Origin of the sequence: Exiguobacterium sp. TDN 0502 (assembly GCF_050846835.1) — a bacterium.
Classification (GTDB): domain Bacteria; phylum Bacillota; class Bacilli; order Exiguobacteriales; family Exiguobacteriaceae; genus Exiguobacterium_A.
The window spans coordinates 60,113-82,582 of record NZ_JBOZGJ010000010.1 but is presented as its reverse complement, the minus strand read 5'-3'; the positions used below and the strand labels follow the sequence as shown (position 1 = coordinate 82,582).

At 46.4% G+C, this 22,470-nt stretch carries 21 protein-coding genes; 16 read left to right on the top strand and 5 right to left on the bottom strand.

Features of this window, described 5'->3' with window-relative positions; translation table 11 throughout:
• Positions 1 to 32: 32 nt before the first annotated feature.
• The 3 genes from cls (at position 33) to mscL (ending at position 2,846) form a co-directional block, all read left to right on the top strand.
• A complete protein-coding gene (gene cls / locus ACRPK8_RS11475; RefSeq protein WP_432238340.1) occupies positions 33 to 1,484 on the top strand; it encodes a cardiolipin synthase in 1,452 nt (483 codons plus the stop codon).
• Between the two features lie 75 nt (positions 1,485 to 1,559).
• A complete protein-coding gene (locus ACRPK8_RS11470) occupies positions 1,560 to 2,441 on the top strand; it encodes a Cof-type HAD-IIB family hydrolase (RefSeq protein ID WP_432238339.1) in 882 nt (293 codons plus the stop codon).
• Positions 2,442 to 2,453: 12 nt separating this feature from the next.
• Positions 2,454 to 2,846 (top strand): large-conductance mechanosensitive channel protein MscL, encoded by a 393-nt coding sequence (gene mscL / locus ACRPK8_RS11465; protein ID WP_432238338.1) that lies wholly within the window; start codon positions 2,454 to 2,456, stop codon positions 2,844 to 2,846.
• A 265-nt stretch (positions 2,847 to 3,111) separates the two neighbouring features.
• Here mscL and ACRPK8_RS11460 read toward each other — a convergent pair whose 3' ends face one another.
• On the bottom strand, positions 3,112 to 5,274 hold the full coding sequence (locus ACRPK8_RS11460) for an ATP-dependent helicase (RefSeq protein ID WP_432238337.1): 2,163 nt from the start codon (positions 5,272 to 5,274) through the stop codon (positions 3,112 to 3,114).
• A gap of 248 nt (positions 5,275 to 5,522) precedes the next feature.
• Here ACRPK8_RS11460 and ACRPK8_RS11455 point away from each other — a divergent pair, with 248 nt between their 5' ends.
• Complete coding sequence (locus tag ACRPK8_RS11455) at positions 5,523 to 6,020, top strand: GNAT family N-acetyltransferase (RefSeq protein ID WP_432238336.1); 498 nt, start codon at positions 5,523 to 5,525, stop codon at positions 6,018 to 6,020.
• Positions 6,021 to 6,063: 43 nt separating this feature from the next.
• Here ACRPK8_RS11455 and ACRPK8_RS11450 read toward each other — a convergent pair whose 3' ends face one another.
• The 3 genes from ACRPK8_RS11450 to ACRPK8_RS11440 form a co-directional block, all read right to left on the bottom strand.
• Positions 6,064 to 7,530: a glycoside hydrolase family 32 protein gene (locus ACRPK8_RS11450; protein WP_432238335.1), complete on the bottom strand. Its 1,467-nt coding sequence runs from the start codon at positions 7,528 to 7,530 to the stop codon at positions 6,064 to 6,066.
• A gap of 86 nt (positions 7,531 to 7,616) precedes the next feature.
• Complete coding sequence (locus ACRPK8_RS11445; protein ID WP_432238334.1) at positions 7,617 to 9,200, bottom strand: diguanylate cyclase domain-containing protein; 1,584 nt, start codon at positions 9,198 to 9,200, stop codon at positions 7,617 to 7,619.
• A gap of 25 nt (positions 9,201 to 9,225) precedes the next feature.
• Complete coding sequence (locus ACRPK8_RS11440; RefSeq protein ID WP_432238333.1) at positions 9,226 to 9,678, bottom strand: N-acetyltransferase family protein; 453 nt, start codon at positions 9,676 to 9,678, stop codon at positions 9,226 to 9,228.
• A gap of 166 nt (positions 9,679 to 9,844) precedes the next feature.
• Here ACRPK8_RS11440 and ACRPK8_RS11435 point away from each other — a divergent pair, with 166 nt between their 5' ends.
• Positions 9,845 to 10,762, top strand: a complete 918-nt coding sequence (locus ACRPK8_RS11435) for an ABC transporter ATP-binding protein (protein ID WP_432238332.1) — start codon at positions 9,845 to 9,847, stop codon at positions 10,760 to 10,762.
• Positions 10,740 to 11,483, top strand: a complete 744-nt coding sequence (locus ACRPK8_RS11430) for an ABC transporter permease (protein WP_432238331.1) — start codon at positions 10,740 to 10,742, stop codon at positions 11,481 to 11,483. The genes ACRPK8_RS11435 and ACRPK8_RS11430 overlap by 23 nt, the downstream gene beginning before the upstream one ends.
• 59 nt (positions 11,484 to 11,542) lie before the next feature.
• Here ACRPK8_RS11430 and ACRPK8_RS11425 read toward each other — a convergent pair whose 3' ends face one another.
• Positions 11,543 to 12,184, bottom strand: coding sequence for a YczE/YyaS/YitT family protein (locus tag ACRPK8_RS11425; RefSeq protein WP_432238330.1), 642 nt, complete (start codon positions 12,182 to 12,184; stop codon positions 11,543 to 11,545).
• A 170-nt stretch (positions 12,185 to 12,354) separates the two neighbouring features.
• On the opposite strand from ACRPK8_RS11425, the gene ACRPK8_RS11420 reads away from it, so the two are divergent.
• From ACRPK8_RS11420 to ACRPK8_RS11375, 10 genes are all read left to right on the top strand, one after another.
• Positions 12,355 to 12,918 carry a glycerol-3-phosphate responsive antiterminator gene (locus ACRPK8_RS11420; RefSeq protein WP_432238329.1) on the top strand — a complete coding sequence of 188 codons (564 nt, stop codon included), beginning with the start codon at positions 12,355 to 12,357 and terminating at the stop codon, positions 12,916 to 12,918.
• A 195-nt stretch (positions 12,919 to 13,113) separates the two neighbouring features.
• Positions 13,114 to 13,938 carry an MIP/aquaporin family protein gene (locus ACRPK8_RS11415; protein WP_432238328.1) on the top strand — a complete coding sequence of 275 codons (825 nt, stop codon included), beginning with the start codon at positions 13,114 to 13,116 and terminating at the stop codon, positions 13,936 to 13,938.
• Positions 13,939 to 13,968: 30 nt separating this feature from the next.
• Entirely contained in the window at positions 13,969 to 15,459 is a 1,491-nt protein-coding gene (glpK, locus tag ACRPK8_RS11410) for a glycerol kinase GlpK (protein WP_432238327.1), read from the top strand.
• A gap of 133 nt (positions 15,460 to 15,592) precedes the next feature.
• The gene (locus ACRPK8_RS11405) at positions 15,593 to 17,248 is read left to right on the top strand and encodes a glycerol-3-phosphate dehydrogenase/oxidase (RefSeq protein WP_432238326.1); all 1,656 of its coding nucleotides are present in this window, start codon (positions 15,593 to 15,595) and stop codon (positions 17,246 to 17,248) included.
• Positions 17,249 to 17,389: 141 nt separating this feature from the next.
• Entirely contained in the window at positions 17,390 to 18,070 is a 681-nt protein-coding gene (locus ACRPK8_RS11400; protein ID WP_432238325.1) for a DsbA family oxidoreductase, read from the top strand.
• Positions 18,071 to 18,109: 39 nt separating this feature from the next.
• The gene (locus ACRPK8_RS11395; RefSeq protein WP_432238324.1) at positions 18,110 to 19,099 is read left to right on the top strand and encodes a lipoate--protein ligase; all 990 of its coding nucleotides are present in this window, start codon (positions 18,110 to 18,112) and stop codon (positions 19,097 to 19,099) included.
• A 50-nt stretch (positions 19,100 to 19,149) separates the two neighbouring features.
• Positions 19,150 to 20,037, top strand: coding sequence for an SDR family oxidoreductase (locus tag ACRPK8_RS11390; protein WP_432238323.1), 888 nt, complete (start codon positions 19,150 to 19,152; stop codon positions 20,035 to 20,037).
• A gap of 125 nt (positions 20,038 to 20,162) precedes the next feature.
• Complete coding sequence (locus tag ACRPK8_RS11385) at positions 20,163 to 21,710, top strand: fatty acid--CoA ligase family protein (RefSeq protein ID WP_432238322.1); 1,548 nt, start codon at positions 20,163 to 20,165, stop codon at positions 21,708 to 21,710.
• A gap of 67 nt (positions 21,711 to 21,777) precedes the next feature.
• Complete coding sequence (gene mgsA, locus ACRPK8_RS11380) at positions 21,778 to 22,212, top strand: methylglyoxal synthase (protein WP_432238321.1); 435 nt, start codon at positions 21,778 to 21,780, stop codon at positions 22,210 to 22,212.
• Positions 22,213 to 22,309: 97 nt separating this feature from the next.
• Complete coding sequence (locus ACRPK8_RS11375; protein WP_432238320.1) at positions 22,310 to 22,465, top strand: hypothetical protein; 156 nt, start codon at positions 22,310 to 22,312, stop codon at positions 22,463 to 22,465.
• Positions 22,466 to 22,470: the final 5 nt, after the last annotated feature.

The window sequence follows — 22,470 nt, the reverse complement described above, 5'->3', positions numbered from 1 at the left end:
TCGAACGATACCGTTGAAACGGAGGGAATCGTATGGTGGAAGTGTGGAGTACGTTTACGATCGTCATCGTCTACGGATTACTCATCATGAATATCTTAGCTGTCCTGACGGTTATTTTTCTCGAGCGGCGCGATATTGGGGCGACGTGGGCATGGGTATTCATCCTGTATTTCGTTCCACTCGTCGGATTTTTCGTCTATCTGTTTTTCGGAAGACTGTTAAAAAAGAATGATTTTTATCGTGTCACGGATGAAGAGCAGCTGGAACATGATAGACGGATTGCTTTGCAGAAAAAAGAATTAACGGCGATGGGAAGACACCCGATGATTCAAAAGCACCGGGACATGATTCGGATGAACCTGATGTCGAACGGTTCCTTGCTCAGTCTCTCGAATCAACTCCAGATTCTTTCGGATGGAGAACAAAAATTCAATCGGATGATTCAAGATATTCAGCAGGCTGAGCATGAGGTGAATATCCAGTATTACATCATCCAGAAGGATCGCCTCGGTCTAGCCTTGATTGAAACGTTAACCGACTGTGCCCGTCGCGGGATCAAAGTTCGACTGTTATACGATGCTGTCGGTTCACGTAGCCTAAAACGAACGGATTTTAAGGAGTTACTGGCACATGGTGGAGAGGTGTTTGCTTTCTTTCCATCGACGATCGGCTTCGTAAATTTTCGATTAAATAATCGCAATCACCGTAAATCCTGTATCATCGATGGTCGTGTCGGTTATATCGGTGGATTTAACGTCGGTACGGAATATCTTGGAATCGATGAAAAGTTCGGTTACTGGCGGGATACGCATTTTCGCTTGGAAGGTGACGTCGTTCACGACCAGCTCGACCGATTTATTCTCGATTGGAATCAAGCGAGCGATATCTATACAGAAAAATCATTGTTTTATTATGGCACGCATACGATTCAAGACATCCTTCCCATGCAGATCGTCACATCGGGTCCGGATTCCCGATCTGAATACTTGAAGCTTGCCTTGATTAAGATGATCAACGAAGCGAAACGAACGATTTATATCCAATCGCCTTATTTCATTCCCGACACGAGTTATTTAGATGCGTGTAAGGCTGCCTTATTATCTGGGGTCGAAGTACGCATCATGATCCCGAACAAACCGGACCATCCATTCGTTTACTGGGCAACGACTGCTGCAGTAGGAGAACTCTTGTCCTACGGGGCGAAAGTCTATACGTATGAGCCTGGTTTTTTACATGCGAAAACAATCGTTGTCGATGGTGAAATCGCTTCGGTCGGAACGACGAATATTGATGCACGTAGCTTTCGGTTGAATTTTGAGATGAATTCAATCGTCTACGATCAGGCAGTAGCAGCCGAACTCGAACGATTATTCCTTGCCGATTGTGAAGTGTCGACGCTCATGACGACAGAGAAGTATGCTGCCCGTTCCCGCATGATTAAATTCAAGGAAAGTATTTCGCGTCTGTTATCCCCCATTTTGTAAAAAGGGTTTACGACCAGTCGAAATGTGAAAAATGGTATAGTGGTATGGAAATAGAAAAAGAGGAGAGTGAAGATGATGGCAAATCCAATCAAACTACTCGTATCGGATATGGATGGTACCGTTCTTTCAGGCAAACAACGGATTGAACCGGAAACGATTCAGGCAATTGAAGCGGCACGCGAACAAGGTGTTGCTTTTGCGATCGCGACAGGTCGAAATTACTTAAATGCAAAAGAACTGACGGACGCAGCGGGAATCCGCTGTCCGATCATTGCTTCAAATGGCGCGCGTGTCATGACAGCAGACGGTGAGGAATTAAGTGCAACGACTCTGACGACGGAACAGGCGCAACAAATTTACGGCATCATCAGCCAATATGAAGTCTTCTTCGAGATGTTCTGTGATCAGGGACTTGTTACAGCACACGGTGCGACGATTGATGCGGCATACGACTCGCTAAAAGAACTAAGCGAGGAGAGCGATCGTGCGAAACAGGTGCTTGATTTCTTCCATGATCGTTATTATGTCCATGAGGACGTGAAGATGATTGACGGATTCCGCTCGTTCATCCGTAATCAGGCAGGAAAAGTATTCAAATTCATCTCGTTCTCGTTTGATCAAGAGTTGATGAAGAAGATTTGGCACGAAATCGAACAAAAGGTCGACGGCGTGTATGTCACGTCTTCTGGACACGATAATATCGAAGTGATGGCAATCGGTGCTGATAAAGGAACAGCCGTCAAAATTTTGGCGGAACATCTTGAGATTCCAATCGAACAGGTCGCGGTCATCGGGGATAACCTGAACGATCTTCCGATGTTCAAAGTCGCCGGAAAAGCGATTGCGATGGGGAATGGTCATGATGAGGCAAAAGCAATTGCCCATCACGTAACGAAAACAAACGATGAGCACGGCGTCGGATATGCGATTCAGCAGTTGGCGTCCCGCGCTTGGTAAGGGGGATGTTTCATGTTTAAGGCGTTCAAGGAGTTCGCTTTTCGAGGCAATGTGATCGACTTAGCGGTCGGTGTCATTCTCGGTGCTGCATTTAGCGGAATCATCAAATCACTCGTCGACAGTGTCTTCATGCCATTGATCGGAATCATCATCGGTGGAATTGATGTCAAGGGATTATCGGTCATGGTCGGAAATGCGGAGTTGCAGTACGGTCAATTTCTTCAAGCGAGTATTGAATTCTTATTGATCGCCTTTGCACTGTTCCTGTTCGTAAAAGGCATTACTTCATTCCGGAAGAAGGAAGAAGTTGTCGAAGAAGAGGCGGTTCCAACGACGGAAGAGAAATTATTGACAGAAATCCGGGACGCCTTGATTCGTCAGAATGAGTCGTCCACAAAAAACTGATCATCACACAAAAAGGGGCTGACTCAAAAGTCAGTTTCCACAAAGATAAGGGTGGCAGATCATCATTCTGCCACCCTTATCTCATAACAAAAAGAATGACGCGTTTCACGCCACTCCTACAGGAAAAAGCGCATCTTTGCGCTGTCAGGGACGAACAAGACCCGATTTCCTGCTTGAATAAAGCAGGAAAACTGGCTTGTGTCTCGCCTGAGGAAAGGACGTGAAAAGACGCGTCATTCTTTTATGAGTCAGCCTCTTTTTTGACTCATAAAATTTCAAGTAATGCATTTTCAGAACAGACTTGTAACGATAGCTGTTTTTTCATGCCTTGATCAAACGAAATTTCTAGTACGTCGTCGACGAGGTGCAGGACTGTTCCTGGACCGAATGCCGTATGGGAGACACGCATGTTCTCGGTAATCGGAAGTGGTGGAACACTAGGCCTTGCTGCAACAGCAGGGCGCTGACGTTCTGTTTTCCGCTTGGCATCGTCCGGCGTGATGAGACGATAAACATCTTCGACGAATGGTGAAACATCAAACGACTTCGATTTAAAACGATAGGACAGGAGATGTAATTCGTGTCGGGCACGCGTCATCCCGACATAAAACAGTCGTGCGGCTTCTTCCATATCATCCAGTTGTCCATTTTTATAGGCTTTGATCGTGTCGGCGGACGGAAGAATTCCCGCTACTAAATCAATCATGAAGACACGATCGAATTCGAGCCCCTTCGCGCTGTGAAAGGTCGAAAGGGTGACCGCATTTTGATTTTTATTTTGTTTGGCATCACGCATCAATTGTTCGAGATGCGCAATTCGTTCGCGGAAAGCAAGCAACGTTGGTACGTCGCTCGCGATGTTATCGATCGTATTCAAGGTCTCAAGCAAGTGATCGAGACTAAAACCGAGACTCTCACTCATTTTTCGCAAATTCTTTTCGTAGCCCAGTTCATGACGAATCAAAGAGAGGGCAGCAGAGGGGCGAACGGTCTGAATCGAAGCAAACGTCCGCTTCATTTGCTGAAGTTGTTTCTTTTGATAGAACTTCATCTCGATTTTGTTTATGAGTAAATCAAACAACGATTCACCCGTACCAAACTGTTGCAGCTGAGCCAGTTGCGCTTTTGAGATATACCCCGCGAACTTCGTATGAATAGCTGATAAAACTTCGACATTAGTCGGATCTTGGGCGAATGTCATGAAATTTAAGATATCCTTCAAAATCCAATGACTGAAGAATTTATGATCGACATCCTTGATGTAAAAAGGAATGTTTGCTTGATCCAGTGCATTCATGACGTTGATCGAAGAGGCATTGTTGCGATACAAGATGGCCACCTCGCGGTAATTCGTTTCCGTCCGTAACTGATACAATAGGTAGCGGGTCTGATCTTCGTAAGTCGGTAACGTTTCTAGGATGATCGGACGAACGGAAGGGTTTTCCGTAAACATCTGCTTCGGATAGCGTGCCTTATTACGTTGGATAAAGCGATTGGCAATCGAGACGATGTCCTGAGACGATCGATAATTTTGCTCCATGTAAAGGATTGTCGCGTTCGGATACGTATCCTTGAAGTGGAGGATCTTCGACGCATCTGCGCCACGCCAACTGTAAAGCGTCTGGTCATCGTCCGCGACAACACAAAGTCGGTTGTGAGGTAAAGCTAACTTTTCAACTAATTGATGCTGGACGAGCGATGTATCCTGACTTTCATCCGTTAAGATGTAGTCAAAGCGACGCTGGTAATGTTGCAACAGACGGCGGTCCTGTTCGAGAATCGTATTGGCGTACGTCAACATGTCGTCAAAATCAAGTAACGGATGCAAGGGGTCGCGCGATTTAAATTGTTCATAGGCGACATAGATGTCAGGGAAATGCTTAATCGTCGTCGGAACTGCCTGGATTTCCTTTAAAGAAAGAAGACGGTTTTTGACGAAGGAAATCATCCGTAATAACTCATCCATCTGATCATCAGTAATGACACTGCGATTGATTTCCTGGAAAATACGTCGCAGTAACATCCGCTTATGTGGCGCATTCGGATGTTGTTGATCCATCGGTCCTTCAATGATCGTATACGAGAGTCGCTGTTGTGACGTATGATCCCGGACGACTTGGAAAGCAAAACTATGAATCGTCGAAAAAGCTGCTGTTGTGCCAATCAGTTCATGGAATAGATGATAAAATCGATCCGCCATCTCACGGGCTGCCGCTTTACTGAAGGTCAGTCCAAGAATACGATGCGGTTCGATTTTTTTTTGTAAAATCAAATAGGCAATCTTAAAGTTAAGAGTCGTAGTTTTTCCTGAGCCGGGTGAGGCGAGTAACAGCAACGGACCATGGTCATGTTCAATTGCCTGTTGTTGGATAGGATTCAGTTGAATGCCGGTCAATCGCTCCATCTGTTCGAAAAAGTCTTCTTGCATGATACAGTTCACCTCAAGCATGTTTATTTCGTGTTCATTCAATCGAACTCTCCCTAGTGTAGCACTTTTAGCCTCTGGATTGGATTAAGGAAAGGCGAACCGTGGAATAAGTAGATAGGTGACTAAGGTACGGAAAAAAAGAAACACCTTTCTACTAGACTAGGCAAAGAGGGAAAAAACCATTAAAATGGGAATAGATGTAAGAGAGTACTCTCTTGTCCTGCACAAAGAGGGAAGGCGGAATGAGAATGTCTGTAGTGAAATTACACATGTATACGAACGAACATTATGAACAGTGCGACGCGTTCATTCTTCCGGAAGAACAAGTCCAATTTACTTCTTTTCCGTCAGATGTCGTCACGGATGCAGTAGCGCATCCAGATAAGTTTCCTGTCGTCATAAAAAAAGATGAACTGGTCGTTGGTTTCTTCATTCTCCATTTGAACCCGCCAAAAACACATCGAACGGATGAACAAAGTGTCCTGCTGCGTGCCTTTTCGATTGATGCACGGCATCAACACCAAGGGTACGCCAAAGAAGCGATGATGCAGTTGCCGGAGTTCGTCCATCATCATTTCCCAGAAGTCACAGCGATTACACTAGCGGTCAATAAAAAGAACATTGCTGCAAAATCACTGTATTTCAAGACGGGGTACGTCGATACGTTACAATCGGTCATGGGTCCAATCGGAGAGCAACACATATTAGCGTTTGATTTGGAAAAAGAACTCCGGTTAAAACAATGAAAAAGCATTCGTCTGACTACATCAGGCGAATGCTTTTTTGATGTTAGGATAGGTCAAAGAGTGATAGATGTGCCATCGTTTGACTCGAGAAATGAATTCCCCGACTCGAAGTTTTCGGGAAAATGCGTCCGCTTGCGACGGCTTCTCCATCGTTCAAGAAAAGCTCAAAGGAAGAGCAATCTACGAATAAACGCAAGGTATGCAAGTCTTTCGCAAGGATGATCGACCGTGATGTACCGAATGTTTCTGCAGGTACTTCAGCGCCTGAGCGACTACGGTCAACCGTAAACTGACGAGACGCGACATCGTATTCGAACACGGTCTCTTCCGTCGCATCCTGACGAATGCTAAAACGGAGAGATTCGGAAGAAAACGAGAGATCCGTCATCACCAGTTCAAAAGCCTCGGCTTCTGGAATCGCGACCTCCTGATCAAAAAGACGCGTTTCATTGAACAGCGTCTCTTTTCGTAAATTCGTCAACTCACGAACGGGACGCTGATAAAGATGACCGTCTTCGATGGATAATTCTCGCGGTAATGTCAAAGCATGCGCCCAGTTATAGATATCAGACGGATAGCTGATGTCCGGTAAACCCATCCATCCGACGAGAATCCGCCGACCGTCTGCCGCTTCCGTTGTCTGCGGGGCATAGAAGTCAAACCCGAAGTCGAGTTCGCGGAAAGATGCGTGTGTGAATGTTAAGTCCGGTAAGGCTAACGGTTCGCCGATGAAATAACCGGACTGGAAAATGTTTTGATAGTTCGTATCATCGGGTTCAATTCCTTGTGGACTAAATAATAGAACTCCTTTTCCATCGAGTTCGAAATAATCCGGGCATTCCCACATATAACCAAATGTCGGGTTGTTCGTCCGCAACTCACCGAGGAATGTCCACTGTTCAGCATCCTGAGATTGATAGAGGACCGTACATCCTGTCAAGTCGCTACGTTGTGCACCAATGATGCAGTACCACGTGCCAGATGCGTCTTGGAACACTTTCGGGTCCCGGAAGTGTTCCGTATATCCTTCAGGAACGTCTGGAATAGCAGGGGGGAGGTGTTTTTCGATTCGTCCATCCGAGCGGAGGCGACCGACGATTTGGCTCGTATGGCGATTCCAATCCGCATCCCGCTTGTTACCTGTATACATGATGTGGACTTGGTCATCTTTAATGAACCCACTACCGGAATAAGCACCATGCGAATCGGGATCGTCGTTCGGGATCAAGGCGGCGCCTTCATCAAACCAGTGAACGAGATCTTTTGATGTCATGTGATACCAATATTTCAGCCCATGGACAGGACCGAGCGGAAACCACTGATAGAATAAATGATAGAGACCGTCGTGATAGACGAAACCGTTCGGATCATTTAAGAGTCCGGTCGGAGGTTGGATATGATAGGAAAATCGCCAAGGAGATGTTCGGACTTCTTCCTTCATCGCTTGGTAAACGCTCGGATCGACATCCGAGAGGGGACGGTATCGTGCTTCACGTGTCCATTGATTCATGTTGACAGCTCCTCGTTGAAAAATTATACGCTTCTCGTTCACCTTACGGAGGAGAGCTGCGCTTGTCAATCCTCCGTCCTGAATGGTCAATGAACGGACATACATCCTCTGCCGTTTTGCTTCGAACGATAGAGCGCTAAATCAGCGCGATGCATGACTTGTTCGAGTGATTCTCCTGTCATCTGTTCGGCGACTCCGATACTCATCCCGATGTGGACGGTTTGTTCTTCTAAGTGATACGGCATCGAGACGTGAGCGATCCATTGTTCTCCTAAGTATTGTGCTTCTATTAACGATTGTGTCGTTAAGACGATGATGAACTCATCACCACCAAGGCGAGCCACGAAGCCGCCAGGCGGTAGCAATTGTTCGAGACGTTGTCCCACTTCGATCAGGAGAAGATCACCCAGTGCGTGACCATAGGTATCGTTGACTGCTTTAAAACCATCTAAATCAAGACAGAGGTAGATGGAATGCGTTTCTGCAGGTAATTGTTCGATGTATTGCGCAAGACCATTTCGATTCGCGAGACCTGTTAGGCTATCGCGTTGCGATAAGCGTTCAAATGTCAATTTCTCTTGTTCGATATGAAGCAATCGACGAATCAGTTGCTGTAAGGCATCTGTCAAGGTCTCGATTTCCCGGATTCCGTGATGGTTCGGAAGTGATTTCGCCGGGTCTTCCTGCATTTGTTGCGCCGCGCGTGTGATTTTCAAGAGTGGCCGTGTCAGCAGTTTTGCTAACATCCAGCCGAGCACCGCTGTGATGAGAGAGGCAATCAATCCCGCTATGAAAATCGTTTGACGTAAGGCATCGGCATCAGCGAAGGCAACAGAGGTCGGTTGACGCACGAGAACCGTCCAACCGAGTCCGTCATAGTCTTTGTAACCACGACTCGTACTTTGACTAGAGACAAATTCTTTTCCTTTCCAAAAAGCGGTCGCCGAAGCATTTGACGTTAGTGTTACGCTATCAGGCAATGTTTTACCACTCCATCCGTTTGGTCCAAGCAAAATCGTCTTCCGGTCTTGACTAATGATGAAGACATCGACTTGTTGGAGAGAAGAGGTGGCGCTCTGGAAACTTTGTTCGATCGCTTTAGCCCATTCGAAACTGAGATGTGTTGCAAGCACTCCTGAAAATCGTTCCTTATCATATAAAGGTGTACTGATATCAACGAATTGGAGTGGCTCGCCACTTGGATTTGGTAATAATTTTGCAAGTAGAACAGCTTCATGGACGTCACCGATGAACGGTTGTGATAAAGCTTGCTGAAAGACGGGACGTTCCTTGATGGAGGTTCCTTCAAGGATCTGATTCGTTGAGGCGATGACATTGCCCTTCGCATCCAAGCGACCAATCCAGGAAAAATCAGGGATCTGCCGTTGTAATTCTTCGAGTGTCTGACGTGTTTCTGCTGTTTGATCCGTTTGTTGAATCGCCGGCAAGGAGCCGAGCAACTTTACTTCTGCATAGCGTGACCACATATAATGATCGAGTTTATCGGATAGTTGGTGAGCGGACGTTGACAGGTTCATTTCAACTTCGGATTGAAGCCGATTCGTCGAATGGTGACTAATGAAGAAGGTCAACAACAGTGTCATGCTTAAAAATAATAGAGAAATCAATCCTGCGAGCAGGGCATCAAAGCGAAGTGAAGGTCTCGGCATTTCGGAATACTCCATTCATACATTTTCATTTGTTCTTATTCAAATCACATACGTATACATCTACTTGCTGCCCGCGGTTCGAGATGCTCGGTCGCACGAAGCGGAATCCGTTTTTTATCCAAAAACGACGCGCTTTTAAATTATCAGGTAATACTGCGAGATGAACCTGTAATTCTCGGTTTAAAAACTGATCGAAAAAGGCGGTCAGTAACCGACTGCTAGTACCTGTACCGTGCTGGGAAGCAGCGAGTAAGAATAAACCGATCCAAGGTGTACCGTCTCGCGGATGTTTCGGTAAATAGTCGATCAATAAGACCGGCTCTCCCTCGTTATACCCAATCAATGATACCGTATCGGGATGGAGGAATTCTTCCTGTAAGATAGAATCGGAAAGAGGCAGTTCACGTTTTTCCATACGTGCATATTCGGGTACAGTGGCATACAAGGATTGAATGATCGGGAAATGTTGTTCCGTCACCTTCTCAAAAGAAATCATCGTCGTCTCCTTTATGGATGGAATCAAATTCTTTAATCATAGAAATTCATCTGGAATCAGATTACATATTTGTAAGAAATGGAACTTTCCTGAAAAACTGACGTACACTATATAGCATAGACAAAATACGAACGAGGAGGAAGAGCAGATGTTAAAGATTGAAAATATCTCAAAGCGTCTCGGAAAAGAACAGATTCTAAAAGACGTCAGTTTTGAGGTATCCCCAGGTGAAGTGTTCGGTTTCCTCGGACCAAACGGAGCGGGTAAGACAACAACGATTCGTATCATAACCGGTCTGCTTGAGCAGGATGCAGGAAAAGTCACGGTCAATGGATTCGATGTCGTGGAAGAACGTTCGAAAGCGTTGACGCAAATCGGGGCAATCGTCGAAAATCCGGCATTTTATCCCTATTTGACAGGAAAACAAAATTTAATTCATGCCAAAAATCTGATTCCGGGGATCGGTCAGGTCGATTACGATGCTTTGGCACGACTTGTCGGTCTCGAAGGAAAGCTTTCGAAGAAAGTCGGAGAGTATTCACTTGGGATGAAGCAACGACTCGGGATTGCCCGTGCCCTGCTACATAACCCGCGCGTCTTGATTTTAGATGAGCCGACGAATGGTCTCGATCCGTCCGGAATCGCAGAACTCCGTGAATATTTACGACAAATGGCACGTGAGCAGGATATCGCGATTTTGATTTCAAGCCATATGTTGAGTGAGATGGAACAGATCAGTGATCGCTACGCGATCATTGATCAAGGTGTCATCAAGTCGGTCGAGTCCGTTCGGAATGAAACCGGAGCGAAAATCGCACTGCGTGTCAATGCAGAAGCGATGACGGATGTACTCGATGCCCTTCGCGTCGCAAATTATCCATCAGAAGTACTCGAGGATAAAATCATTATCACGGCACCGGAAAGTGAATGCCCGGTCATTGCTCGACTCGTCGTGCCGATTGCTGATCTACATGAATTGACCGTCAAACGCTTGACGCTCGAGGAACAATTCCTACAAGTAACGAAGAAAGAGGGGGATGCACATGCTTTCGCTCATACAAAATGAATGGATGAAATGGTGGACGACGAAAAAAGCGAAGATTGTTTTAGCATTATACGTCGTCATCGCAGTCGGTATCATCATCATTGCGAAGACAAATGATTTCGAGTTCACACGTTATGACTACTACTCCTTAACGTTTCTGTTGCTGACCTCCCTGCTAGGGATCATCACGATTGTCTTTACGGCAGAGGTCATCGGGAATGAAGTACGTTATGATACGATGAAGCATTTACTGATGAGTCCCTATTCCCGGATGACGATTTACTTCTCGAAGCTGCTCTTCTCAATCTTCATCATGTTATTGCAATTCGTATTCATCGCTGTGGTCGTTTATGCGGGTTCCTTTACGTTTTCAGAGGCAGGAGATCCGATTCTATTCCGCGACACGATCGTTGAAGTCGTCAGTCCGATCTTTACGATATTCATGACGCTGTTCTTCTCATTGTTATTCCGTTCGGTTGGGATGATCATCGGTTTCACTGTACTGGCGCAGTTCTTTACGTCAATCGCCGGTTCTATCTTGATCAGCTTTAAGCCGGCTATCGCGAAATGGATCGTATTCATGCATCTCGACTGGTCGATGTACTTCAAAGATTCTAATAGCTACATGTTAGGAGAAGCAATGGGGACTTCCATGACGTTTTCGGCAATCTTCGTCCTGGCGCATATCATCGTGTTATTAGGTGCTTCTGTGCTTGTGTTCCAAAAAAAATCTTATACGTAATGTAAAAACGTCCACCGGCTAGATGAACATTCTAACCGGTGGACGTTTTTATCAGGCATTCAGGAGGTGGTTCGTTTCGGCGGACGTGCCGTAATCGGGAAGATGCGCTGGAACCATTCGATGAGCGGACCGTTCAACAGTAGAAAAATGAATGTTCCGACACCGATGCCGATCAGTTCGCGTTCAATCAGTGAAAAAAGGCTCGCGATCAAAAACGGAATGCCAAGGCTGATCGTTGCTCCGAGCGAGGTGCTTTTAAAGCGGCTGATCAGTGATTTCATCAAATAATCTGGCGGCATCAAGACGAATCCGATCTGAAGATAGAGTGCGAGACCGAGTGAGATGAGCGGCATCCCGATTAACATGTATAAAGCACGCATCCACAGTCCTTGTGGTGTATAAATCAATTGATGAATGGATAGGAAAAAGTCAATCGCAGCACCGAACAAAACAACGAGTGCAAAGCTGAGAACGATTGTCCACCAACTGAAGCGACTTCCGAGGAAAAGTGCTGTGATCAAAGCGAGTACATGTAAGACGATGATCGATAAGCCGACAGTCAGTGGTGAGATGGCCGCGACGGCCTCGCTTGCAGAAGTCCAGGGTGCACTGCCGATCGAGGCGGTCACCATGAAGCTGTTACCTAAAGCATTGATTAGAATGGAGAATAAATAGATGACGATCCGTTTTTGCTGACTCATTGACGTGCACAGACGAAAGGACTGCGCGTTCACCTCCTAAAATAAATGGTTTCGTTTAAGCTATACCCTAATCGTAGCCGTCTTTTCACTTATTTTCATGAAAAGAGCATTGCGTAATCCTGATGTTTCACGACATACTTAGGACACATCAGGAAACAGGGGGAAAACGTATGACATATTTCGGACAGAAAATCCTGCCATCCGTCAGAAAATTAGAGGACTTTGAGAAGATGCTGAAAAGTCCGTATGAATATGGCGTCTTACTCGAGATGCACGTGTCCCGCTTGAAAGCGGTCTACGAGATGGCGCATCGGTACGATAAAAAAATGTTTTTGCATATGGACCTCGTCCAAGGATTGAAAAATGACGAGTATGCAACGGAATACGTCTGCCAAGAACTGAAGCCTTACGGTGTCATCTCGACAAAAGCGAGTGTCATCTTGAAAGCACGGCAAAAAAAGGTCAAGACGATGCAACGGATGTTTTTGCTTGATTCGAGCTCGCTCGAAAAAAGCTATCAGCTCATGGAGCGCACACAGCCCGATTACATCGAAGTACTACCAGGATTGATGCCGAAGTATATTCAAGAAGTCAAAGAAAAGACAGGACGTCTTGTCTTTGCCGGAGGACTCATCGATACGGTCGAGGAAGTCGAACAGGCAATCCAAGCCGGTGCATCGAGCATTACGACCTCGAATAAGGACTTGTGGCGTCATTTTGAACCGCGTCCATAATCCGCGTGTGATGGAAATCATACGGAATATTTGACAGCGTTTTCAATGATTGTTATAGTGAAATCAAGTTGATACAAAGTGACGGAGAAAAGGGAGATTCACGTGTGAGTTCCGCTTGAACGATGTTCAAGCTTGAGCTGACGTGGACCTCCCTTTTTTGTTGCTTTTTTCACATAATAAAAAGGAGGAATACATATGTCACCCTTATTAGCGGAGTTTTTAGGAACTGCCTTACTCGTTGCACTTGGAAATGGTGTCGGGGCAGGTGTCAGTCTAACCAAATCGTTTGCGAAGGATGCCGGTTGGATCGTCATCACATTCGCATGGGGGTTTGCCGTTGCCATCGCAGCATATGCGGTTGGTCAATTCAGTGGGGCACACCTGAACCCAGCAGTGACGCTTGGTTTAGCCTTTGACGGTTCGTTTGCTTGGTCAGAAGTACCGGGTTACATCGTGGCTCAAATCGCTGGCGGAATACTTGGTGCGAGTCTCGTCTTTGTCCATTATTTGCCGCACTGGGCGGAAACGAAAGATCCGGCGACGAAACTTGGCGTTTTTGCAACATCTCCAGCGATTCCACACACCTTTGCTAATCTAATAAGTGAAATGATTGCGACCTTCTTGCTCGTCATCGGATTGTTATCGATTGGGGCAAATAAGTTTTCAGATGGTCTGAATCCATTGATCGTCGGATTCTTGATCGTCAGCCTCGGTATGTCATTCGGGGGAACGACAGGATATGCGATGAATCCGGCGCGGGACCTTGGTCCACGGATCGCCCACTTCATCTTGCCGATTCACGGAAAAGGATCATCGAACTGGGCTTACTCTTGGATTCCGGTTCTTGGACCTGTTCTCGGAGGAAGCATTGGCGGATTGTTTTATCGTTCGGTCTTCACAGGAAAAGAGACACCGGCTTTTTGGGTTGTAGGACTTGTGACAATCGTCATATTAGGCTTATGCTATAGATTCGGTGTTCGTCCGAACAAAACAACGTCAGTGAAGTCAAAGTCAGCTTAACTTATTTAGATACAAAAGGATGGGGAAGAGATGGAGAACTACATTTTGTCATTGGATCAGGGAACGACGAGTACACGTGCGATTTTATTCAATCGTGCTGGTGAGATCGTGCAGTCAGCACAACAGGAATTCACACAGTACTTTCCGAAACCAGGTTGGGTCGAACACAACGCGAACGAGATTTGGGGAAGTGTCCTAGCGGTCGTTGCGACTTGTCTGACAGAAGCCGATGTGAAACCGTCGCAAATTGCCGGTATCGGAATTACGAACCAACGGGAAACAGCTGTCGTCTGGGAGAAGGAGACGGGAAAACCGATTCATAACGCAGTCGTGTGGCAATCGAGACAAACGGCTGAAATTTGTGAAGACCTTCGAAAAGCCGGTCATGCCGAGCTCTTCCGCGAGAAGACAGGTCTGTTGATCGACGCTTATTTCTCTGGCACGAAGGTCAAATGGATTTTAGATCATGTTGAAGGAGCGCGGGAGCGTGCTGAACGTGGTGAACTCTTGTTCGGGACGATCGATACGTGGCTCATCTGGAAATTATCCGGCGGAAAAGCACATGTGACCGACTATTCGAATGCAAGTCGTACGTTAATGTACAACATTCACGAATTAAAATGGGATGACGAGTTACTCGATATCTTAGATGTACCGAAAGCGATGCTTCCGGAAGTACGTCCCTCTTCAGAAGTCTACGCAGAGACAGCAGGCTATCACTTCTTCGGAGAAGCAGTTCCAATTGCTGGTGCAGCGGGCGATCAGCAAGCCGCATTGTTCGGTCAAGCATGTTTTGATACAGGAATGGCGAAAAACACATACGGTACAGGCTGTTTCATGTTGATGAACACGGGAGAAGAAGCTGTCAAATCCGACAATGGATTGCTGACGACAATTGCGTGGGGCGTCGACGGAAAAGTCGAATATGCCTTAGAAGGAAGTATTTTTGTTGCAGGTTCTGCGATTCAATGGTTACGTGACGGCTTACGTCTCATTGATGATGCGAAAGAATCGGAAGGATATGCAACACGTGTCACGTCCTCAGACGGTGTCTACGTCGTACCGGCATTCGTCGGTCTTGGCACACCTTACTGGGATTCTGATGTCCGTGGGGCAGTCTTCGGTTTAACACGTGGGACGGAAAAAGAGCACTTCATCCGCGCGACACTTGAATCACTCGCTTATCAGACACGCGATGTCCTGTCTGCGATGGAACAGGATTCAGGCATCGAGATGAAGACACTTCGTGTTGACGGTGGAGCGGTTAAGAACGACTTCTTGATGCAGTTCCAGGGTGATATCATCGGAGCGCCGGTCGAACGTCCGGAAATCAACGAGACAACAGCGTTAGGTGCAGCATACCTCGCAGGTCTCGCTGTCGGATTCTTTGAAAACCGTGAACAGATTGCGACGCAATGGAAAAAAGAACGTCGTTTTGAGCCAATCATGGCAAAAGAAGAGACGGATGCACTCTACGGTGGATGGCAAAAAGCTGTTCAAGCTACGATGTTGTTCAAATGATGTGATGTATGTTATAGTAAGGTCAAGTTAATAAATCGGTCGGAGAATATGGAGAGACCACAGCAGCAGTTGACATAGTCAGCGTGTTTGTTGTGGTCTCTTTTTTTTCGAACCTAAACAGGAGGAACTATTCATGGCTAACCAACCATTCTCAAGCAAAAACCGTGCAGATGTCTACAATCGATTGACACGTGAAGAACTCGATCTACTCGTCGTAGGTGGCGGAATCACAGGTGCGGGGATCGCCCTCGATGCAGCGTCACGCGGTATGAAGATTGGCCTCGTCGAAATGCAGGATTTCGCGTCCGGTACGTCTAGTCGTTCAACGAAATTAGTCCATGGTGGTCTACGTTATTTAAAACAATTCGAAGTACAGATGGTCGCGGAAGTCGGTAAAGAACGCGCGATCGTTTACGAAAACGGACCACACGTCACGACACCAGAGTGGATGTTACTTCCAATGCATAAAGGCGGTACGTTCGGACCGTTCAGTACGTCAATCGGTCTTCGTGTCTATGACTTCTTAGCAGGTGTTAAACGTTCTGAATGGCGTTCAATGTTATCTGCGAAAGAAACATTGGCAAAAGAACCACTTGTCAAACAACAAGGTCTCAAAGGCGGCGGTTACTACGTCGAGTACCGCACAGATGACGCTCGTCTAACAATCGAAGTCATGAAAGAAGCAGTCGACCACGGCGCACGTGTCGTCAACTATACAAAAGCTGAAGAAATCATCTACGATGCCGGGAAAGTCGTCGGAATGCGTGTGACGGACCTCTTGACAGGTGACGTACATGAAATCCGTGCGAAAAAAGTCGTCAACGCGACAGGTCCATGGGTCGATGAATTACGTGAAAAAGATGGCTCGAAAGTCGGGAAACAACTTCGTCTGACAAAAGGGGTTCACGTCGTCATCGATCAATCGAAATTCCCACTCAAACAAGCAGTCTATTTCGATACACCGGACGGTCGGATGATCTTTGCGATTCCACGTGACGGCAAAGCATACGTCGGTACGACTGATACGTTCTTCGATAAAGATACAGCACATCCGAAGTTCACAGTCGAAGACCAAGACTACGTCCTAGACGCGATCCACTATATGTTCCCAGACGTCAAAGTGACAGCGGAAGATGTGGAATCAAGCTGGGCTGGTGTACGTCCATTGATTTATGAAGAAGGAAAAGATCCTTCTGAAATTTCGCGTAAAGACGAAGTATGGCAATCTGAATCAGGTCTCATCACGATCGCTGGTGGGAAATTGACTGGATACCGTAAAATGGGCGAGCACGTCGTTGATCTCGTCGCAAAACTCTTGAAAAAAGAAGAAAACGTCGCCTATGCACGTTGCTCGACGAAAAACATGCCAATGTCTGGTGGACACGTCGGCGGAGCAAAAGGATTTGCTGAATTCCTGAAAGCTCAAACAGCAACGAACGGTCTAACAACAGAGGAAGTTCAATTCCTAGCGAAACGGTACGGTTCGAACTTACCGAAAGTGCTTGAATATGCAGCAGCATATGATGCAGCTACGACAGCTCTTCCACGTTCGGTCTACGCACAGTTGCACTATGGTATCGAGCATGAAATGGTCGCTCGTCCGATCGACTTCTTCATTCGTCGTACAGGTGCCGTCTTCTTTGATATCGCTTGGGCACGTACGCACAAAGACGCAGTCATCGAAGAGATGAAATCGGTTCTGAACTGGACAGCAGATCAAACAGCTGTTTACACGAAAGAACTCGATATCGAAATCGAAGATGCAGCGCATGCGCTCGTAACAGAATAAGTGTTAAATAGTGAAGAACCAAGATGCAATGTCTTGGTTCTTTTTTTGCACGCATTCGAATCCACTCGGGCGGAAAGATTGCAACTCTGTCTAGAGGCGACTATGCTTAATGTATGAAATTACACAAAGGAGAGAACACAGATGAAAGTAGAAGTATGGTCGGATTATGCATGTCCGTTTTGTTATATCGGGAAGCGTCGCTTAGAACAAGCGATTGCAAACGAAAAGTTGGATGTCGAGGTCGAATTCAAGAGCTTTGAACTTGATCCAGATGCACCGGCAGTGCCGACGCAAGGATTATACGAAATTCTCGCTTCAAAATACGGAACGACGCTTGAACAAGCCCGAAACATGTCGCAAGGTGTTGTTGATACGGCACGCGAAGAAGGCTTGCACTACGAAATGGATCGTGTCATCCCAGCGAATACATTCGAGGCTCATCGCCTGACTCAATTCGCTAAAAAACATGATAAGATGAATGCAGTATCAGAAGCCTTGTTCACAGCTTATTTCATGAATGGAGAAGACTTGAATGACCCAACCATTCTGACACGAATCGCAGTGGAAGCAGGACTTTTGGAAGCAGATGTTAAAGCATTTCTAGCATCAGAAGATCTGGCGACAGATGTTCGGGAAGAAGAAGCAATGGCGCAACAACTCGGTGTCCGCGGCGTACCATTTTTTGTCTTTGACCGGAAATACGCTATTTCTGGTGCCCAACCAGTCGAAGCATTTGAACAAGTTTTCGCGAAGATGCGCCAAGAACAAACGCTTGAAGTCATCGCGGAAGGCGATGCATGTGGTGTTGACGGCTGTAACTGATCGTATTTTGATTCCATCATAAAGGAGCACGAATCCCCAATGAAATTCATCTTCCATCCCGAGATTCGCGATGCGCGAATCAATCTCGCTGTTGAAGAATTCATCTTGAACAACCTGAACGTCAATGAAGAGGACTATTTCTTGTTTTACATCAATGGTCCCTCGATCATCGTCGGGAAAAACCAAAACACGAATGAAGAAGTCAATTTAAAGTATGTCGAAGAAAACGGCATTCATGTCGTCCGTCGCCTTTCGGGTGGTGGCGCGGTGTATCATGACGAAGGAAACTTGAACTTCAGTTTCTTGACGAAAGATGACGGCGATTCGTTCAACAACTACAAAAAGTTCACAGAACCGGTCGTGCAGGCATTGCATAAACTCGGAGTAGAGGCCGAGTTATCCGGACGAAACGATATTCATGTCGGAAGCCGGAAAATCAGTGGGAACGCTCAGTTCACGACAAAAGGACGGATGTTTAGTCATGGTACACTGATGCTTGATTCGAATATCGAAGAAGTCGTCAATGCACTTGTCGTCAGCGAAGAGAAGATGCGTTCCAAAGGCATTAAATCAGTCCGGAGCCGTGTCGCGAATATTTCAGAATTCCTGACAGAGCCGTTGACGATGGAACAATTCGTCGATCATCTCCTTGCCTCGATTTATGAAGGGAAAGAGATCGAACGGTATATCTTAACAGAAGAAGATTGGGATAAAGTACGTGCCATCTCAGCAGAACGTTACGGCAACTGGGAATGGAATTTCGGGAAATCCCCGAAATTCGATGTGATTCATAAAAAACGTTTCCCGATCGGAACGATTGATTTCCGATTGAACGTCAAAAAAGGCATCATCGAAGAAGCGAAGATTTACGGTGACTTCTTCGGTGTCGAGGATGCGGAGGATATCGCGCGGGCGCTGGAAGGTTCGCGTTATGACCGTGCGTCGCTTCGTGAAGTCCTCGGGCGTTATGAGTTAAAAAAATATTTTGGGGCTGTCGAACTCGACGAGGTCCTAGACGTTTTAGCCTAACTCTTTATGGGAAAACTCCTTCTATCAACTGCATAGGGGGAGTTTTTTTCATGGGCTATAATAAAGATAACTTTTTAGAAGGTTCGTTAACGGACTTTATAGATTTTGAACGGATTTCAGAAGGATTACCGAAGACGGAAGATGAACAACCGTTACCCTATTATGAGCGTGATGATTATAAGGCAGCAGGAAAATTAGAAGGAAAGGTCGCAATCGTCACAGGAGGTAACTCTGGGATCGGACGTGCTGTTTCGATTGCTTACGTCCGGGAAGGAGCAAAGGTCGTCATCGCCTTTTATGGCGACCAAGAAGGTGCGGAAGAAACAAAAGCACGCTTGGAAGAGTTAGGTGGTGAAGTCTTGCTCTCTAAAGGCGACATCGGGGATGCGGACTATTGTGAAACGCTCGTACAGAAAACGATCGACCGTTTTGGTCGCTTAGATATCATCGTCAACAATGCGAGTATGCAAAAACCGGAAGATCGTCTAACGGACATCACGGATGAATCGATGGAGAAGACATTTAAGACGAATATTTTCGGGATGATGCGTCTGGCGCGTGCCGCTTTACCACACCTTTCACTCGGTTCTGCTATCATCAATACGACATCGTCGACGGCATATGAAGGAAATGCATTATTGATTGACTATTCTGCGACGAAGGGCGCCATCGTCAGCTTCACACGGAGTCTTTCAATGAATCTGGCAAAAGAGGGCATTCGTGTCAACGCCGTCGCGCCAGGTCCGATTTGGACACCACTCATCACGGAGACGTTCCCAAATGAATCAGTCAAGACATTCGGGAAAAACACGCCGATGGATCGTCCGGGACAGCCGGCTGAAATGGCATCTGCCTATGTTTTCCTCGCATGTAACGATTCGAGTTATATGACAGGACAAGTTCTTCACTTAAACGGTGGTGTCATCGTCAACGGTTAAAAAGAAACTCGGTGAAAACGTTTCCAAAAAGTGTTACACTATCCATACGGTCGCATTTTGACGACGTATGGATTTTTTTTACGTAAAAAATGAATAGTCATTCATTCGAAAGGGGAATTTTGCTCATGCTTGGATTGATTCAATCCGTGGAGGAAACAGCTCGAACACATCCGGACTCAACGGCGTATGTGTTTGAGGACACGCAAGTCAGCTATCGTGAGTTCGTCGAGAAGTTTCACCGGGCAGCCGGTGCGCTTGAAGCAAACGGGATCCGAAAAGGCGATCATGTGGCGCTTATTCTAGGGAACAGCCCAGCGTTCTTAGTGGCATATTACGCCGTCATGAAACAAGGAGCTATTGCGATTCCGATCAATCCTACATATACACCGGATGAGATCGGGTATATCCTGATGAACGGTGATGTGAAAGGGATTTTAGGAATCGCGCCACTCGTCGAAGCAGCAAAAGATCGTCTTGTTCATTTACCAAACCTTAAGATCGTCGTCTCTGTTCCTTACGCGGGTCAGGAAGGACCAAACGAGATGCAGCAACACGTAACGTTCATTACACTTGATCGCTGGCTCGAAATTGAGCATCCATTGACAGAAGTAACAAATGAACTGGACGATATCGCCGTCATTCTCTATACGAGTGGGACGACAGGAAAACCAAAAGGCGCGATGTTGTCGCATCGAAACCTGACATCAAATGCACGTTCGATCGGAGATTATCTACATGTATCCAGTAGCGATCGAACACTTGCTGTATTACCGATGTTCCATGTCTTTTGTTTGACGGTCGTCGTTAACGCTTCACTCGCACACGGAGCGTCAATCATCATTGCGTCACGTTTCTCACCGCAAGAGACGTTTGAATTGGCGAAAAAAGAACAGGTCACGATTTTTGCCGGCGTTCCGACGATGTATAATTTCTTACTGCAAACCGTGAAAGCCCACCCGGAATATGCAACTTATTTTGAGTCAACGCGTTTGTTCGTCTCCGGAGGAGCAAGTCTTCCTGTACCGCTCCTCGAGTCATTCGATCAGACTTTCCAGTGTCATATCCTTGAAGGGTATGGACTGTCGGAAGCATCACCGGTTACCTGTTTTAACCCAGTTAATGGGGTGCAGAAGCCGGGATCGATCGGAACGTCGATCGTTGATGTCGAAAATAAAGTCGTCGATGAACTCGGACAGGAGTTGCCGGATGGTCAGGTCGGTGAATTAATCGTTCGTGGACCGAATGTCATGACCGGATACTATAAGATGCCGGAAGAGACACAAGCGACGTTACGCGACGGCTGGCTGTACACGGGGGACTTAGCCCGTCGAGACGAAGACGGTTACTTCTATATCGTCGACCGGAAGAAAGACATGATCATCGTCGGAGGATACAACGTCTACCCACGAGAGGTCGAAGAAGTACTCTATCAACATCCGAACGTCATCGAAGCAGCCGTCATCGGCGTGCCGGATGAAGAGATGGGAGAAGCCGTCAAGGCGTTCGTCGTCGTGCGTGAGGAAATGACGGAAGAAGCAGCAAGAACGTTCTGTTCGACCTCACTCGCTAAATACAAATGTCCGACACAAATCGAGTTCATTGACCAACTGCCACGCAACACGACCGGAAAGATTTTGCGGACTGTGTTGAAGAAACAGCCGACGAATTCATGAGCCGAATCAAGAACTTCAGGTTTCTGAAGTTCTTTTTCTGTGCATAGACAAGAAGGAGGGGATAGAGATGAATATTGCGTTAATCGCACATGATGAAAAAAAAGATGAGATGATGGGGTTTACGCGTGCCTATGCATCATTTTTTAAGAAAAATACGTTATACGCGACAGGAACGACCGGACAACGAATCATGGACGCAACAGACTTGCATGTCCATCGCTGCAAATCCGGACCACTCGGCGGAGATCAGGAAATCGGAGCGCTCGTGGCACAAGGGAAAATTGATATCGTGATCTTCTTACGGGATCCATTGACGGCACAGCCCCATGAGCCGGACGTTTCAGCATTGATCCGATTATGTGACGTCTATGATCTACCACTTGCAACGAACGTCGGAACAGCTGAAATTTTGATCAATGGACTTGAGCAGGGACAGTTCGACTGGAAGGATATCATTCACAAGCGTCATGAAACGGAACAAAAAAAGTTTTCTGATGAATAATTCTCTGAGAACGCTTCTCATTTTCGGTTCAGCATGCTATAGTCAGATTGAGGATGATACTGATTATCAATTGCGATGGAAAAGGTGGCGAAGAATAATGGAGATTCTATTAATGTCGGGTGTTACAGTATTGCTAGGAGGCGGCGTTGGATTTTTAACGCACGTCGTAAAAATGGAACGCCGTCAACAGACAGCACCTGTGACGGCAAAGCGTGAACAAGTAGCGTACCCGGCACTTCGTCTCGTGAAATAATAGAA